The organism is Streptomyces sp. NPDC057950, assembly GCF_042887295.1.
Taxonomy (GTDB): domain Bacteria; phylum Actinomycetota; class Actinomycetes; order Streptomycetales; family Streptomycetaceae; genus Streptomyces; species Streptomyces kaempferi.
This window is the reverse complement of sequence record NZ_JBHVPP010000012.1, coordinates 217742-233339: the sequence shown is the minus strand read 5'-3', so window position 1 is coordinate 233339 and position 15598 is coordinate 217742. Positions and strand designations below refer to the sequence as shown.

Annotated in this window: 14 protein-coding genes; 7 read left to right on the top strand and 7 right to left on the bottom strand. The window is 72.8% G+C overall.

Going from position 1 to position 15598, the window contains the following annotated elements; translation table 11 throughout:
- Positions 1-120: 120 nt before the first annotated feature.
- Entirely contained in the window at positions 121-1875 is a 1755-nt protein-coding gene (locus ACFVTC_RS21500; protein ID WP_390129254.1) for an ABC transporter ATP-binding protein, read from the bottom strand.
- 332 nt (positions 1876-2207) lie between these two features.
- On the opposite strand from ACFVTC_RS21500, the gene ACFVTC_RS21495 reads away from it, so the two are divergent.
- From ACFVTC_RS21495 to ACFVTC_RS21485, 3 genes are all read left to right on the top strand, one after another.
- A complete protein-coding gene (locus ACFVTC_RS21495; RefSeq protein WP_390129252.1) occupies positions 2208-3293 on the top strand; it encodes an S-(hydroxymethyl)mycothiol dehydrogenase in 1086 nt (361 codons plus the stop codon).
- Complete coding sequence (locus ACFVTC_RS21490) at positions 3293-3922, top strand: MBL fold metallo-hydrolase (RefSeq protein WP_390129249.1); 630 nt, start codon at positions 3293-3295, stop codon at positions 3920-3922. Before ACFVTC_RS21495 ends, ACFVTC_RS21490 begins: the two co-directional genes overlap by 1 nt.
- Before the next feature lie 220 nt (positions 3923-4142).
- Positions 4143-5105: an SDR family oxidoreductase gene (locus tag ACFVTC_RS21485; protein WP_390129248.1), complete on the top strand. Its 963-nt coding sequence runs from the start codon at positions 4143-4145 to the stop codon at positions 5103-5105.
- Between the two features lie 38 nt (positions 5106-5143).
- On the opposite strand, the gene ACFVTC_RS21480 is transcribed toward ACFVTC_RS21485, so the two are convergent.
- On the bottom strand, positions 5144-5695 hold the full coding sequence (locus ACFVTC_RS21480) for a hypothetical protein (protein WP_390129246.1): 552 nt from the start codon (positions 5693-5695) through the stop codon (positions 5144-5146).
- A 50-nt stretch (positions 5696-5745) separates the two neighbouring features.
- On the opposite strand from ACFVTC_RS21480, the gene ACFVTC_RS21475 reads away from it, so the two are divergent.
- Positions 5746-6549: an SDR family NAD(P)-dependent oxidoreductase gene (locus tag ACFVTC_RS21475; RefSeq protein ID WP_390129243.1), complete on the top strand. Its 804-nt coding sequence runs from the start codon at positions 5746-5748 to the stop codon at positions 6547-6549.
- 110 nt (positions 6550-6659) lie between these two features.
- On the opposite strand, the gene ACFVTC_RS21470 is transcribed toward ACFVTC_RS21475, so the two are convergent.
- The 3 genes from ACFVTC_RS21470 to ACFVTC_RS21460 form a co-directional block, all read right to left on the bottom strand.
- Positions 6660-7244 (bottom strand): hypothetical protein, encoded by a 585-nt coding sequence (locus ACFVTC_RS21470; RefSeq protein WP_390129241.1) that lies wholly within the window; start codon positions 7242-7244, stop codon positions 6660-6662.
- Positions 7245-7770: 526 nt separating this feature from the next.
- Positions 7771-8049, bottom strand: coding sequence for a hypothetical protein (locus tag ACFVTC_RS21465; protein WP_390129238.1), 279 nt, complete (start codon positions 8047-8049; stop codon positions 7771-7773).
- Positions 8046-8909, bottom strand: coding sequence for an oxaloacetate decarboxylase (locus tag ACFVTC_RS21460; protein WP_390129236.1), 864 nt, complete (start codon positions 8907-8909; stop codon positions 8046-8048). The genes ACFVTC_RS21465 and ACFVTC_RS21460 overlap by 4 nt, the downstream gene beginning before the upstream one ends.
- A 301-nt stretch (positions 8910-9210) precedes the next feature.
- On the opposite strand from ACFVTC_RS21460, the gene ACFVTC_RS21455 reads away from it, so the two are divergent.
- Entirely contained in the window at positions 9211-10893 is a 1683-nt protein-coding gene (locus ACFVTC_RS21455) for a TauD/TfdA family dioxygenase (protein ID WP_390129234.1), read from the top strand.
- 44 nt (positions 10894-10937) lie between these two features.
- On the opposite strand, the gene ACFVTC_RS21450 is transcribed toward ACFVTC_RS21455, so the two are convergent.
- Positions 10938-11732, bottom strand: a complete 795-nt coding sequence (locus tag ACFVTC_RS21450) for a GntR family transcriptional regulator (RefSeq protein WP_390129232.1) — start codon at positions 11730-11732, stop codon at positions 10938-10940.
- A 519-nt stretch (positions 11733-12251) separates the two neighbouring features.
- On the opposite strand from ACFVTC_RS21450, the gene ACFVTC_RS21445 reads away from it, so the two are divergent.
- Both ACFVTC_RS21445 and ACFVTC_RS21440 read left to right on the top strand, forming a co-directional pair.
- Positions 12252-12857, top strand: a complete 606-nt coding sequence (locus tag ACFVTC_RS21445) for a hypothetical protein (protein ID WP_390129230.1) — start codon at positions 12252-12254, stop codon at positions 12855-12857.
- A gap of 109 nt (positions 12858-12966) precedes the next feature.
- A complete protein-coding gene (locus tag ACFVTC_RS21440) occupies positions 12967-13761 on the top strand; it encodes a YihY/virulence factor BrkB family protein (protein ID WP_390129351.1) in 795 nt (264 codons plus the stop codon).
- A 259-nt stretch (positions 13762-14020) separates the two neighbouring features.
- Here the strand turns inward: ACFVTC_RS21440 and ACFVTC_RS21435 are convergent.
- The coding region (locus tag ACFVTC_RS21435) for a SpoIIE family protein phosphatase (RefSeq protein WP_390129228.1) at positions 14021-15598 on the bottom strand (1578 nt) is incomplete at its 5' end.

The following is a 15598-nucleotide window of genomic DNA, read 5'->3' as shown; positions in this document are numbered from 1 at the left end:
CGACCGAGCCCCGCAGATCCTGCCCCCGGCACGCGTGCCGGGGGCAGGATCGCGTCCGCTCCTGTTCGCCCGGTGAACGAGCCTGCGTCCCGCGGGCACGCGGCGGGACGGCGCGGAGCCTCAGCCCGCCGTGGCGAGGAACTGCGTGGCCGCCAGTTCGGCGTAGAGCGGATCTCCCGCCACGAGTTCCCGATGGGTTCCCACCGCGCGCACCCGGCCCGCGTCCATGACGACGATGCGGTCGGCCATCGTGACGGTGGACAGCCGGTGCGCGACGACGAGGACCGTGGTCGTACGCGCGACATCGGCGACCGTGTCCCGCAGCGCGGCCTCGTTCACGGCGTCGAGCTGCGAGGTCGCCTCGTCGAGGAGCAGCAGGCGGGGGCGGCGCAGCAGGGCGCGGCCGATCGCGACGCGCTGGCGCTCGCCGCCCGACAGCTTGGTCCCACGGTGCCCCACCAGCGTGTCGAGACCGCGCGGCAGCCTGGCCACCAGCCCGTCCAGACGCGTCGTCCTCACCACCCGCGTCACCTCCGCCTCGTCGGCCTCCGGATTGCCGAGCAGCAGATTGTCCCGCAGGGAACCCGACAGGACCGGCGCGTCCTGCTCCACGTACCCGATGGCGGACCTGAGCTGCGACAGGTTCCAGTCCTCCAGCGGACGGCCGTCCACCGTGATCACGCCGGACTCGGGGTCGTAGAACCTCTCGATGAGGGAGAACACGGTGGTCTTGCCCGCGCCCGAGGGACCGACGAAGGCCGTCATGCCGCGGGCCGGTACGGCGAAGGTCACGCCGTGATGGACGTACTGCAGGTCGTCGGCGTACCGGAAGCGGACGTCGTCGAAGGCGAGCGAGGCGGGCACCGAGCCGGGCGTCGGCAGCGGCGTGGGGAGCGAGGCCGGTTCCGCGGGCAGCCGCAGCGCCTCCTGGATCCGGGCGAGCGCCGCGGCGCCGGTCTGATACTGCGTGACCGCGCCGACGACCTGCTGGATCGGCGACATGAGGTAGAAGACGTAGAGAAGGAAGGCGACCAGGGTGCCCACGCCGATCGCGCCGGTCGCCACCCGGGCGCCGCCCACCGCGAGCACCGTGATGAAGGCGATCTGCATCGCGAGCCCCGCCGTGTTGCCCGCCGCCGCCGACCACTTGGCGGCCCGCACGCTCTGCCGCCAGGACTCCTCGGCCGCCGCGTGCATGGTCCGCTCCTCGCGGTGCTCGGCCCCGGACGCCTTGATCGTGCGCAGGGCCCCGAGGATCCGCTCCAGCGCGGCGCCCATCACGCCGACCGCGTCCTGAGCCTGCTTGCTGGCCCGGTGGATGCGCGGCACGATCAGGCCGAGCACCGTTCCCGCGCACAGGATCACCCCGAGGGTGACGCCGAGCAGCACCGTGTCGACCAGCCCCATCATCACCACCGTCGCGACGAGGGTGAGGCCGCCGGTGCCGATGCCCACGAGCGAGTCGGTGGTGACCTCGCGCAGCAGTGTCGTGTCGGAGGTGATGCGGGCCATCAGGTCGCCCGGCTCGCTGCGGTCCACGGCCGGTATGCGCAGTCGCAGCAGATAGGACGACAGGGCGCGCCGCGCGCCGAGGACCACCGACTCGGCGGTGCGCCGCAGCACGTACGAACCCAGCGCGCCCACCGCCGTGTTGGTCACCACGAGCGCTGCCATGCCGATCAGCGCCCGCCCGATGGGCCGGTCGTGCGACAGGTCGTCGATGAGTCCGCGCGCCACCAGCGGCAGCAGCAGACCGGTGCCACCGGTCGTCAGCGCCAGCAGGGCGCCCGCGAACAGGGCCCACCGGTGAGGGCGTACGTATCCGAGAAGCAGCCGCCAGGCGGGTGGTTCGGCTTGCGTCCCTGCGATGGTCACGGCGCTCCTTGCGGGAAGGGATGAGGATGCCTCAGGCTACGTCGGCACGGGCACCGTACGGGCACCGGTCGGCCCCCTGGTACAAGGTGGAAGGGCCACGCGTCGACGCCGACCGGAGGGAGCCCGGCAGAGGTGGCCGGGCAGCCGTCGAGGGGACGGAACAGGGGGTCCGCCGGGCCCTGTTCGGCGTGGGCCGTGACGCCTCGTGCGGGACGACGGACGGCGGCCCGGCACACGTCGGCCGAGGCGACCGAGGACCACCTGGCCTGCTACCGGTCGGTCACACCGTAGGGTCGGTCGACGAACGTCGATCTACGGAAGGGTTCGCCACCATGGCGCAGGAAGTACGTGGCGTGATCGCCCCGGGCAAGAACGAACCGGTGCGCGTGGAGACCATCGTCGTGCCTGATCCGGGGCCGGGAGAGGCCGTGGTGAAGATCCAGGCGTGCGGGGTCTGCCACACCGACCTGCACTACAAGCAGGGCGGCATCAACGACGACTTCCCGTTCCTGCTCGGCCACGAGGCGGCGGGCATCGTGGAGTCGGTCGGCGACGGGGTCACGGACGTCGCACCCGGCGACTTCGTGATCCTCAACTGGCGTGCCGTGTGCGGGCAGTGCCGTGCGTGTCTGCGCGGGCGGCCCTGGTACTGCTTCAACACCCACAACGCGAAGCAGAAGATGACCCTCACGGACGGCACCGAGCTGTCCCCGGCCCTCGGTATCGGCGCCTTCGCCGAGAAGACCCTCGTCGCCGCCGGACAGTGCACCAAGGTCGATCCGGCCGTCTCCCCGGCGGTCGCCGGGCTGCTCGGCTGCGGTGTGATGGCGGGGATCGGCGCCGCCATCAACACCGGCAACGTCGGCCGGGGCGACTCCGTCGCCGTCATCGGCTGCGGAGGCGTCGGCGACGCGGCGATCGCGGGGGCCCGGCTGGCCGGCGCCGCGAAGATCATCGCCGTCGACATCGACGACCGGAAGCTGACCACCGCCTCGAAGCTCGGCGCGACGCACACCGTCAACTCCTCCTCGACCGACCCCGTCGCGGCGATCCAGGAGCTGACCGGGGGCTTCGGCGCCGACGTCGTCATCGACGCGGTCGGCCGCCCCGAGACGTACAAGCAGGCCTTCTACGCCCGTGACCTCGCGGGTACGGTCGTCCTGGTCGGCGTGCCGACCCCGGAGATGAAACTGGAACTGCCGCTGCTCGACGTCTTCGGACGCGGTGGATCCCTCAAGTCGTCCTGGTACGGCGACTGCCTGCCCTCCCGCGACTTCCCGATGCTGATCGACCTGCACCTCCAGGGACGGCTGGACCTGGAGGCGTTCGTGAGCGAGACGATCGCCCTGGACGAGATCGAGCCCGCCTTCGAACGGATGCACCACGGCGACGTGCTGCGCTCGGTGGTGATGTTCTGATGACCGCGCGCATCGAACACCTCGTCACCTCGGGCACCTTCTCGCTCGACGGCGGTACCTGGGACGTCGACAACAACGTGTGGATCGTCGGCGACGACCACGAGGCGATCGTCATCGACGCCGCGCACGACGCCGACGCCATCGCCGAGGCCGTGGGCGACCGGCGGCTGCTGGCCATCGTGTGCACCCACGCCCACAACGACCACATCGACGCCGCGCCCGCGCTCGCCGAGCGCACCGGCGCCACGATCTGGCTCCACCCGGACGACCTGCCGCTGTGGAAGCAGACCCATCCCGACCGGCTGCCCGACGCCTGGCTGCAGGACGGGCAGGTCATCGAGGCGGCCGGCGCCGACCTGACCGTCCTGCACACGCCCGGCCACGCCCCCGGCGCGGTCTGCCTGTACGACCAGGGGCTGGGCACCGTGTTCACCGGCGACACCCTCTTCCAGGGCGGCCCGGGAGCCACCGGCCGCTCCTACTCGCACTTCCCGACGATCGTCGACTCGATCCGCGAGCGTCTGCTCGGCCTGCCGGGCGACACCGTCGTCCGTACCGGGCACGGCGACTCGACCACCATCGGCGCCGAGGCGCCGCACCTGGAGGAGTGGATCGCGCGCGGCCACTGACGCCGGCGCGCCGGGACGGGGCGGCACGGGTGCGGGAGACCTCACGTCCCGGAGACCTGACCGGCGAGAAACCTGACCGGCGAGAAACCTGACACGCGAGAAACCTGACAGAAGATGTCCGGCTTCCACGTCACGCTCGGAGCGGCCCATGGGTGAAGCCACCGCATGGGCCCGCACGAACACGGACGGACGCGGGAACGTACGCACATGGAGGTCGGACATGTCAGGGCCACTCGAAGGCAAGGTCGCACTGGTCGCGGGGGCCACCCGGGGAGCGGGACGGGGGATCGCCGTGGAACTCGGCGCGGCCGGCGCCACCGTCTACGTGACCGGGCGCAGCACCCGCGAACGGCGCTCCGAGTACGACCGCCCCGAGACGATCGAGGACACCGCGGAGCTGGTGCGCGCGGCGGGCGGCGTGGGTGTCGCCGTGCCCACCGACCACCTCGACCCCGCTCAGGTCGAGGCCCTGGTCGCACGCGTCGACGACGAACAGGGCCGGCTCGACATCCTGGTCAACGACATCTGGGGCGGCGAGAAGCTCTTCGAGTGGGACGCCCCGGTCTGGGAGCACGACCTCGACAACGGACTGCGGCTGCTCCGGCTGGCCGTGGAGACACACGCCGTCACCAGCCACCACGCGCTTCCCCTGCTGCTGCGCCACCCCGGCGGCCTCGTCGTCGAGATGACCGACGGCACCGCGGAGTACAACCGGGACACCTACCGCGTCTCCTTCTTCTACGACCTCGCCAAGGCGTCGGTCCTGCGCATGGCCTTCGCGCTGGGACACGAACTGGGCCCGCGCGGCGCGACCGCGGTCGCGCTCACCCCGGGGTGGCTGCGCTCAGAGATCATGCTCGAGGCGTTCGGTGTCACCGAGGAGAACTGGCGCGACGCGACGGAGCGTGTGCCGCACTTCGGCATCTCCGAGACCCCGTTCTACGTCGGCCGTGCCGTGGCCGCGCTGGCCGCCGACCCGGACGTCGCGCGCTGGAACGGGCAGTCGCTCTCCAGCGGGCGGCTCGCCCCGGTCTACGGCTTCACCGATCGCGACGGCAGCCGGCCGGACGCCTGGCGCTACATGGTCGAGGTCCAGGACGCGGACAAACCGGCGGACGGGACGGACGGGGGAGGCGACGGTGGCGGGCCCGACGCCCAGGCGGTCGTCGAGTCCTATCGTTGACCCACCCCGCCTCGGCCCTCCCGCCGACCCGCCGTACGTCACTGGTCCACGTCGGCGTGTACGTGCAGGGGCGGGACCTGCCACGCCGGCGGACGGTCGGCCGACAGGGCCAGGTCCCCGCGGACCGCCGCGTAGTACCCCTCACGTGCCTCACGCTGGCGTCGCAGGAGAGCCTGCCATGCCTCGGGAGCACGGGTCCGCTCCCTCCCGAAGCGCTCCATCTCCATCACGACGACGGCCCACGCGCGGGCCTTCTCCACGACCGCCGGGGCGCCGAGGAGCAGGAGCGCCTCACCGGCCGGGTCCCCCGCCTCGGCGGCCCCGGCCAGCAGGGGCGCCGCCTCCTCGTGCGACAAGGCGTGCGGGTGGGGGTCGTTCCCGAGGTGGGCGGCGACCCGGTACGTCAGCGTGACCGTCCGCTTCAGACAGCGCGCGTAGTCGGCGTACACGGACAGCCGTCGCTCCTCCCACCGCGCCGTCTGCTCCCGGCGGAAGCGGGCCCGATCGCCGCGCACGATCGCCAGATACGAGCCGAGGGCACCGATGACCACGCCTATCAGCGCCGGGAGTTGTTGCATGAACGCGGACATGGGCGCACGGTATCTGTCCCGGTGACGATCACGGCAGTACCTTCGTTGCCATGACTGCCACGAGGCGCTTCGAAGGACACGGGGTCGTGATCACGGGCGCGGCCCGCGGTATCGGGGCGGCCACCGCCCGCCGGTTCGCCGACGAGGGCGCCCATGTGCTGCTCGCGGACGTGGACCTGCCCGAGGCGGAGAAGACGGCCGCGTCGATCCGTGAACTCGGCGGGCGGGCCGAGGCGTACGTCTGCGACGTGGGGGACCGCGCGTCGGTCGAGCGAGCGGTCGCGCATGCCGTCCACACGCTCGGCTCGCTGGACGTCCTGGTCAACAATGCCTACGGATGCACCCCCGACGAGCCGCTCTTCGAGGACGAGCCGGACGAGGTGTGGGCCCACGACCTCGACCTCACCCTGACCGGCGCCTACCGGTGCTCCCGCGCCGCGCTCCCGCACCTGGTGGCCTCCGGCCGTGGCGCGATCGTCCATGTCGGCTCCGTGAACGGCATCCAGGACTTCGGCAACCACGCCTACAGCGCCGCCAAGGCGGGTCTGATGTCCCTGACCCGCACGCTCGCCGGTCACGCCGCGTCCCGGGGAGTGCGCGTCAACCTGGTCGCGCCGGGCACGGTCCGCACCACGGCGTGGGAGGGGCGCGAGGACGACCTCGCGGTGGCCGCGGAGCTCTACCCGCTGGGACGGGTCGGAGAGCCGGACGACATCGCGGCCGCCGTCGCCTTCCTCGCTTCCGGCGACGCGTCCTGGATCACCGGGACCACGCTGTGCGTGGACGGGGGGCTACTGGCGGTCAACACCGGTTTCCACCGCGCGCTGCGACGGAGCACGGAGGGGCCGGAGTAGGGCTCGGCATCCGCGGGGGAGGCGTCCGCCGGGTGCCTCGGGTGCCTCACGTTTGTGCGCCTCCCCTCGCAGCCGTCCACGACTCGTCGGCACCCCATGGGCGCTCCGCGTCACGGGGTCTTGTGCCCCCACCGCGGGCCCACCTGCTCCCACGCACGGGCCCACTCGTCGTAGCGGCGCCGGTCGAGCCGCCAGCGGGCGAGGCGGCCGCCGGCGAACACCAGGCTGCCGAAGGCGATCGCGGCACCGGTGCCGAGGGCTCCCGCCTCGGCGGACGCCGTGCCCGGATCGGGAGGCCGGGTGGTGAGCCGCCCCTTCTGGTCCAGCCAGACCACGATCTTCGAGCCGGCCGGGTGCCCGGCGTTCACCAGCGTCCGGCCGGTGTGGGTGGCGCCGTCCGGACCCGTCCAGCGGACCGTGGCGCGGACACCGTCGTAGACGGGGCCGTCCCCTGTCGGCAGGGTCCTGGCCGTGTCGTCGACGAGGACGGCCGGGACCGGGTGCCGTTCGTGCCGCAACCGGGCGAAGGACGCTTCGGCGGTGTGGGCGGCGACCAGACCGACGAGGGCGCCTCCCACCAGGATGACGGCCCAGACGGCCAGTACGATCCAGGCCTCGACGACATCGTCGTGCCGGCGCAGCGGATTGCTCCGCCACCGCCAGCACCACCGCTTCGTACGCCGTGTCCTGTGCATCGCCGCACCTCCTCGTCGTGCCTACGGCCGGATGACGCCCGGGGAGCGAGGGGTGGCGGGGCCGACCGGACGGCGCGCGGGGCCGTCCGGCCCTCGTTCACGCGCGGGGGCCGTTCCGTCCCGGCCGGCAGGGGCCTCGTGAGCCCCGCCGGGTCCCGGGACGGGGACCGATCGGCCCGTGCGCACCGTGGGCGCGAGGGGCCGGTGAAGGGATGTCAGGGCCGGGGCGCCGGGGCGGGAAGGGCCCCACCCGCTTCTCGCGGGTCCTGATTGTGCGGTGCGCGGCTGCCGGCCGCTTCTCCGCGTCCTTCCCGGGTCCTTCCCGTCCCCTCCAGGACAGCACGTGCGGCACGGAACCGCCAGGGCCGATCGGGCCGGCCGCCCGCTCCGTGACCTCGCGGACCCCTCGTGAGCAGGAGCGGCACCGCCCGGACCGCCGACGATTCCCGCCCGGGACGGCAGGAGCGTCGGCCGGTCGAAGGGGCGCCACCGGCGCCCCGGGCGGTGCCCTTGGTGAGCCCCGGTGTCAGTCGTCGTGCCCCGTTTCCTCCTCGTGCCGGTGCGCCGCCACCAGGGCCTCCACCATGTCGACGGCGCTGCCCTCGTGGTCGCTGCCGGCCGTACCGCTGCCCTGCTGGACGTTCGCGGCCCGGTCCACCTCGAGGACCGAGTCGGCGTGCGAGTTGTCGAGCACGGTGAGGAAGCTGTCTCCCGCGGCCGCCGGCGCCGCCGCGGCACCCAGCAGGGCCACCGCCAGTAAGGCGGCCGTACGCAGGCGCGGTGACGGGCCGCCCGGCGCGGTCACGCCCTCGCGCCCTGGGGCTCCGGCCGCAGACGCGCGATGTTGCGCTCCAGCAGCTGGGTGGCGGTCGCGACGCCGACACCGTTCGTCGTGTCCACCACCGGGAGCCGGCCGTCCGCCGCCCTGAGGTCGGCGAGCGCGGAGTGCATCGCCTGGTGGGCCGCGAACAGACACGGCGTGCTGTAGATGGCGACGTCCACACCGAGTTCGGACAGCTCACCCAGGGAGAGCCGGGGCGACTTGCCGCCCGCGATCTGGTTGAACAGCAGTGGCTTGTCACCGACCACCTTGCGGATCCGCCGGATCCATTCCACGCTGCGCACCCCGTCGACGAGCACCACGTCCGCGCCGGTCGCGGCGAGCGTCTCGGCCCGGTGCAGGATGTCGTTCTCGTCGGTCGCGTCCGTGCGGGCCACCACGACCATGTCCTGCCGGGTCGCCAGCACCATCTCCAGCTTGGCGAGGTACTCGGACAGCGGCAGCACCTGCTTGCCGTCGGCGTGCCCGCACCGGCGCGGCCGCTTCTGGTCCTCGAGGATCACCCCCGACGCCCCGATCCGCTCCAGTCCCTCGACCACGTGACAGGCGACCTCGGGGTCGACGTACCCGTCGTCGATGTCCACCAGCAGGTGGTGCCGGGGGAACGCGCCCCGCAGTCGCTGGACGAACGCCACCATGTCCGGCCACGCGATGAACCCGATGTCCGGCAGCCCGTAGTACGAGGCCGCGAAGCCGAAGCCGGAGACGAACATCCCGTCGTAGTGCTCGGCCGCGATCGACGCCGAGTACATGTCGTACACGCCGATCAGGGGAGTGGTCTCCGGTCCGGCGATCTGCTCCCTCAGCTTCTTCCCGTAAGTCAACGTCCGGTTCCTTCCTCGGGGTTCGACATGGCGGACGGAAAGGACCGTTGCGACACGACAGCCCTTTGCCAAGACAAAAGGATCTCTATGGCGATACGGAACGCTCTCCTTGGACGGGCTTTGCTCACCCCAACGGCGCAAGCGGTTCACCGGAGAAACGTCACTCGGCCTCCGTCCGGGTCGCCGGACGCCCTCGCCGTCCCGTTCATCCGCGCGCAAGCCGCGCGTCACCCCCCGCTCAACTGCGGCTGGGACCTTCGCAGCAGCGACAGAGTTGGCTATACAACTTAGGGAGAGAGTGATGACCACGTCACCGTCAGTCAGGAAGTCGTCCGTCGAGGAACCCGCGGTGGAGGACATGCCGCTCATGTGGCTGCGGGACAACTGCGCCTGTGCCCGGTGCCGGGACCCGCGCAACGGGCAGAAGCTGTTCCAGATCACCGAGCTGCCCGCGGGCCTCGCGCTCGGCGCCGTCCGGCGGACCGCCGACGGCGTGGAGGTCGACTGGGCACCCGACGGCCACCGGTCGGCGTACTCCAGGCAGTGGCTCACGGCCAACCGCCCCGGTACGGGCGCCGACGTCGCCGACAGGCCCGGGGACCGGCGTGGCGAGACGGGCAAGACCCTGTGGACCGCCGCCGACCTGGACGGCCGGCTGCCCGAGGCGGACTGGGCGGAATACCTGGGCGACCCGGTCGTCAAGGCCCGCGTGCTGGACTCGGTCCTCGGGCTCGGCTTCGCCCTGCTGCGCGATGTTCCGTGCCGTACGGGCCAGGTGCTGGAGGTGGCCGAGACGTTCGGCTACGTCCGCGAGACCAACTACGGGCGGCTGTTCGACGTACGGGTCGAACCCGACCCCAACAACCTGGCCTTCACCGGCGCGCGCATCACCCCGCACACCGACAACCCGTACCGCGACCCGGTGCCCACCCTCCAACTGCTGCACTGCCTCGCCAACTCGGCGAGCGGCGGTGACTCGGGTCTGGTGGACGGATTCAAGGCCGCCGCGCTGCTGCGCGCCGAGGACCCGGAGGCCTTCGCGGTCCTGACTCGCACACCCGTGCCGTTCCGCTTCAGCGACGCCCGCACCGTACTGGAGGCGGAACGGCCGCTGATCGACGTGGACGGCCGCGGCCGGATCCGAGAGGTGCGCTTCAACAACCGCTCGATGTCCACCCTGCGGCTGCCCGCCGACGAACTGGAGGCGTTCTACCGGGCCTACCGGAAGTTCGCCGAAATCACCCTGCGCCCCGAACTCCAGCTGGACTTCAGGCTCTCGCCCGGCGACTGCCTGGTCTTCGACAACGTCCGGCTGCTGCACGCCCGGACCGCTTTCGAGGAGACCGGCGCCCGCCACCTGCAAGGCGCCTACGCCGACATCGACGCACTGGCCGGCACACTGGCCGTACTGCGCCGCCAACGGGACGCGGCGGGCGCGGAGTTCCTGGACGGGCTGTCCGAACTCTTCGAGGGCGAGGGCGCGGGCGCCTACCTGGGCGAGCCGGTGACGATGGCGCAGCACATGCTGCAGGCCGCGGCTCGAGCCCAGGAGGCGGGGGCGCCCGACGCGCTGGTGGCGGCCGCGTTGCTGCACGACGTCGGCCACTTCCACGGCCCGCTCACCGGCGAGGACCTGATGGCCGGCACCGACAACCGGCACAGCCACACCGGGGCGGACCGGCTGGCCGACTGGTTCGGCCCCGAGGTCACCGAGCCGATCCGGCTGCACGTGGCGGCGAAGCGGTACCTGTGCGCGGTCGAGCCCGAGTACTTCGGCCTGCTCACCGAGGCATCCGTCTACACGCTGCAGGTGCAGGGCGGTCCGATGTCCGCGGCCGAGGTCGCCGAGTACGAGGCGAACCCGTACGCGGCGGACGGGGTCGCGGTACGCCGCTGGGACGACCAGGGCAAGGACCCCGAGGCGCCGGCCCCGGACTTCGCGCACTTCCGGCCGCTGCTCGCCGCACTGCTGCGGACCGCCTGATCAGGCCGGCCGCAGCCGAGCACGCCGGCCGGGCGAGTGCGCGGTCAGGTGTCGCCGGCCGGGCGGCGGGCCAGCGAGCCGGAGGCGGCCGAACTGTGGACGGTGAAGGCCACGGTGTCCGGCAGGTACCGGTCGTCGGACCATTCGATCGGAGTGCCTGCCGGATCCGTGCTGCACCGCCGCTCGCGCAGCAACGGGTCGCCGGGCCGGCAGCCGAGCAACCGGGCGTCCTCCGCGTCGGCCGGGCACAGGTCGATGGTGTGCTGGGCGTCCGCGAACAGCACACCCCGCTCCTCCAGGGCCACGGTGTACGACACGGTGTCCGGCGGCAGCTCGGCGACCAGCTCACCGACGGCCGGCGGGAAGACGGTGCGCTCCACCATCGCGGGCCGGCCCGACAGCGTACGAAGCCGCCGTACGCGGTGGACCTCCGTCCCCTCGGGCAGACGCAGTTGTACGCACTCGGTCGCGTCGGCGGTCCGGGTCTCCGTGGCGATCATCAGGCCGCCGGGCTCCTCGCCCGTCGAACGTGCCCAGCGGGTGAAACTGAGCAGTTCGCCGAAGCTCTGCGGCCGGGGCACCCCGATCACGACCCGTCGGGTACCACGCCGCGAGGCGACCAGACCCTCGGTCCGCAGGAGGGCCATCGCCTGGCGGACCGTGCCCCGGGAGACGCCGTACCGTTCGGCGAGCTCGCCCTCGGCGGGCAGCCGTCCGCCGGAGCCGTATCTGCCCTCACCGATCTCCCGGCCCAGGTCCGCCGCCACCTTCCGGTACAGCGACTGGCCCCTGCTGTTCGGTGTCGCGCGTTTCCCGGTCCCGGCCGCGCCGTCCGTCACCGTGTGCCTCTCCGTCCTGCCCTGCCGCGGCCCTGCTCGACCGGGCGGCGGATGTGCTCCGACCAGGGAGCCTAGCCGGGTTCGACGGGTGTACGCCGACGCCTGCCCCCACCGCTCCTCGTTCGACGGGTGTACGCCGACGCCCGCCCCCACCGCTCCTCGTCGTGGTGCCCCTTCGTCCGGTTCCGCCCGGTGGACACCGATGGGACCGTCTTGTCACGCGGTACGGACGATGGCGGACACGGTGATCGCTACCCGGGTTTCGGGGGCACACGGAAAGAGGCACGGCACGGCGGGCCTCGTGTTCGGCGGCCGGGCCACAGCGCGCGCCGACGTCACCGCCGCGACCCGCCGCGACCCGCCGGGCCTCGCCGGTCGGCGGCCGCGTCGCGTCCCGCGGGCCAAGATCGTGGTGCGCGCGGAACCGGCGTGGCGGCCGACGCGACCCGAGGCCGAGGGGCCGCGGCCGCCCGTCCCGGCGGCGAAGGCGCACACACCCGGAGAGGAGGACGAAGACTGATGGAACAGCCCCGCTCGGCGGCCGACCGCGGCACGCCGGCCGTCGTCGGCGTGAGCGCCCCGCCCGCCGGTGCACTGCCCGTCGCGACCGACGGATCGGCCGCCGCGCACCCGCCCACGCGGTGGCCCGTCGTACGACCCGACGGCGCACCGCGCGACCGCCCCGCCCCGCCCGGCCCGCGTGAGCGGGACCGGCGAAGTACCGTCGTCCTCGCCGGCTCGCTCATCGGCCCGCTCACCGACCGGCCGGTTGCCGGGCTCGCGGCCGAGGAAGAGGTTGCGGGCCACGGTCATCAGCACTCCGAGAACCGAGCAGTTGCCGAACGCCGGGCGGTCGGACACCGCCGGGGACAGGGCCTTCACGCCGGGGAAGGTCTTCGACAGACCGCCGCCGCGAGCCGTCCGGTCACGCTCCCGTGCGTCACCCGGTTCCGCGACAGTGCCCGCGCCCGGCCGCCACCGCCCGTGCCGGACACCGCCCCCGCCACCGTGCCGCCCGCCGTCGACGCCCTGACGGCGGAGGCCGAGGCGGCCGTGACCCCGTACCGTCTCGTCACCCGGGTGCCCGTCGGCGCCCGCACGCATCGGAGCCCTCATGTCCGCTGACCCCCCTACGGACGCCCTCGCCGACGCCCGGCCCCTCCGGGCGGCGCGCCCGGCCGCGCTCCGGCCGTCGGCCGCCTGGTGGCCGGCGCTGCGCCGCACGCCGGTGGCGATGTGGAACGACGACGTCTCCGACTGGGCGGCGGCACTGACCTACTACGCGATCCTGACCGTGCTGCCCGCCCTGCTGGCCATGGTCATCGCGTTCGGTCTGATCAGTCCGGACACCGCGGAGCAGTTCACCGAGCACGTCACCTCCCACGCGCCCGCGCAGTCCGGGGCCGAACTGCACGGTGTGCTGGCCGGGACGCTGCGCGAACGTTCGGCCGCCTGGACGCTGCTCGTCACGGGTTCCGCGAGCGCGCTGTGGTCGGCCATCAGCTATCTCGCCGTGTTCCGCCGCGCCCTGCACCGCATGCACCGGGTCAAGGACTCACGTTCCGCCTGGCGCACGGCGCACCGCATCGTACTGACCGCCCTCACACTGCTCGGCCTGCTGGTGGTCAGCGCCCTCCTGCTGCTCCTGACCGGGCCCGTCGCCGAGGCACTGGGACATGCGCTGGGCCTCGACACCACGGCGGCCCTGGCGTGGAACCTGCTGCGCTGGCCGCTGCTGCTGTGTCTCGTGGTGGTCCTGGTGGTCGTGGTCTTCCACGCGGGCCCCGCTCCCGCCCGCCGCCGCTCCCTCAGCCTGCCGGGGGGAGTCCTGGCCGCCGCTCTGTGGCTCACGGTCTCCGCGGGCTTCGCCCTGTACGCCTCGGCGTTGAGCAACTACAGCAGGCTGTACGGCTCGCTGGCCGGTGCGGTGGTCTTCCTCGTCTGGCTGTGGCTGTCCAACCTCGCGCTGCTCGCCGGAGCGCAGTTCACCGCCGAACTAGCCAAGGCGGCGCCCGAGAGCGATCACTGACGCTATGTGACTTTGGTGTGTAGATATCGTTGTATCCGTGTGAACGTTCGTCATGACTCCAGTCCCCAGCAGCTGGTTCTCGCCGCTCTCCTCGGCGCCTACTGGCTGGACTCGCCGCCGCACTACCACGGGCGGCACACCCCCCGCGCCGACGGCCCACGGTCCGTTCCGAGGACGGAGACGACAGGTCCGCCCCGACACGAACGCGACGGCCCGCCCACCGGGAGCCCGGGTCGATAGACGGGCCGGAGCCGTTTCCTCAGAGACCGAGGGTGAACCAGGTCGTCTTGCCCTCGTCGGTGGGCCGTACGCCCCAGTCGTCGGCGAGGGCGCGTACCAGGATCAGGCCCCGGCCCGATTCCGCGTCCTCGGCCGCCGGGCGCGGCTGGGGGAGCTGCGGGCTGTGGTCGCTGACCTCGACGGTGAGATCGGTCGCGGTCCGGCACACGTGCAGGCGGATGGGGCCCTGGGCGTGCTGCACCGCGTTGGTCAGCACCTCGGAGAGCAGCAGCCGGGCGTCGTCCGCCAGGACGGTGCAGTCCCAGGAGGTGAGGGCCTTGCCGAGGAAGGCACGGCCCTCGGGCACGGACTCGGGGACGGCGGGCAGACCGATGGTGACAGCGGCCAGTGGTGCGTCGGGCAGGCGGGCCAGCAACAGGGTGACGTCGTCGTTGTGGCTCTCGGGGTCGGGCAGGAGGGCGGTCAGGACGTGATCGGCCGCCGCCTCCAGGTCGGGGGCGCCGGCGAACAGCCGACTCAGCGTGGTGGTGAGCTTGGTGAGCTGGTCCTCGATGTCACTGCCGGGGGTTTCGATCAGCCCGTCGGTGTAGAGCACGAGCGTCGCGCCGGGTGGGATGACCACGCTCGACTGCTGGTAGAGGACGCCGCCGACCCCGAGCGGCGCGTTCACGGGCACCGGGAGCGGGCGGGCGCCGTCGCCGGGGGTGGCGACGAGGGTGGGCAGGTGACCGGCCGAGCAGATCGTCACCTCGCCCGCGTCCGAGGCGATCACCAGATAGCAGCAGGTGACGAGCTGGTCCGGCACGTCCAGGTCGGTGACACAGGCGTCGAGGGCCTGCATGAGCTGCCGCGGCTGCATGCCCGTCTTGGCCAGGGCATGGGCGGCGGAGCGCAACTGCCCCATGACGGCCGCCGCCTCCAGCCCCCGGCCCATCACGTCGCCGATCAGGACTCCGACCCGGCCGGCCCCCAGGGGGATGAGGTCGAACCAGTCGCCGCCCACGCCCGCCCCCTGGGTCGCGGGCCGGTAGCGGCTGGCGGTCGAGAGGCCCGGAATGGCCGGAGGGGTGCCCATCAGGCTGCGCTGCAGGGTCAGCGCGATGTGCCGCTGCTGCTCGTAGAGGGCGGTCAGCTCGGCCTCGGCACGCTTGCGGTCACTGATGTCCCTTACGATCGCGCACGCGCCGACGACCGTGCCGTCCGCCGCCCGGGTCGGCCACAGCGTGATGTCGACGTCCAGCAGGTCACCGGAGCGGGTGAGCCGCAACGTCTCGAAGTGTTCGACCTTCTCCCCGTTGCTCAGCCGCTCCAGGAGGGCGTCGATCTCGTCCCGGTGCTGGGGCGGGGCGAGCAGGGACACGTGCCGGCCCAGCACCTCCTCCGGGATGTAGCCGTACAGCCGATGCGCGGCGGCGTTCCAGTACGTGATGTCGCCGTCGAGGGTCTTGGCGAGGATCGCGTCCTGGGAGGACTCCACGAGTCCGGCCAGCTCGTTGATGCGTTCTTCGGCGGCTTTGCGGTCGCTGACGTCGCGGACGGCGGCGGAGAGGAGGAGGCCGTCGGTGGTTTCCAGGGGGGAGAGGCTGATTTCGACGGG

Coding starts and splice junctions, on each gene's coding strand:
- ACFVTC_RS21470 (WP_390129241.1), bottom strand. CDS start 7,244: ATGCACAGGACACGGCGTACGAAGCGGTGGTGCTGGCGGTGGCGGAGC.
- ACFVTC_RS21440 (WP_390129351.1), top strand. CDS start 12,967: ATGTGGAACGACGACGTCTCCGACTGGGCGGCGGCACTGACCTACTAC.
- ACFVTC_RS21495 (WP_390129252.1), top strand. CDS start 2,208: ATGGCGCAGGAAGTACGTGGCGTGATCGCCCCGGGCAAGAACGAACCG.
- ACFVTC_RS21490 (WP_390129249.1), top strand. CDS start 3,293: ATGACCGCGCGCATCGAACACCTCGTCACCTCGGGCACCTTCTCGCTC.
- ACFVTC_RS21485 (WP_390129248.1), top strand. CDS start 4,143: ATGTCAGGGCCACTCGAAGGCAAGGTCGCACTGGTCGCGGGGGCCACC.
- ACFVTC_RS21455 (WP_390129234.1), top strand. CDS start 9,211: ATGACCACGTCACCGTCAGTCAGGAAGTCGTCCGTCGAGGAACCCGCG.
- ACFVTC_RS21445 (WP_390129230.1), top strand. CDS start 12,252: ATGGAACAGCCCCGCTCGGCGGCCGACCGCGGCACGCCGGCCGTCGTC.
- ACFVTC_RS21475 (WP_390129243.1), top strand. CDS start 5,746: ATGACTGCCACGAGGCGCTTCGAAGGACACGGGGTCGTGATCACGGGC.
- ACFVTC_RS21480 (WP_390129246.1), bottom strand. CDS start 5,695: ATGTCCGCGTTCATGCAACAACTCCCGGCGCTGATAGGCGTGGTCATC.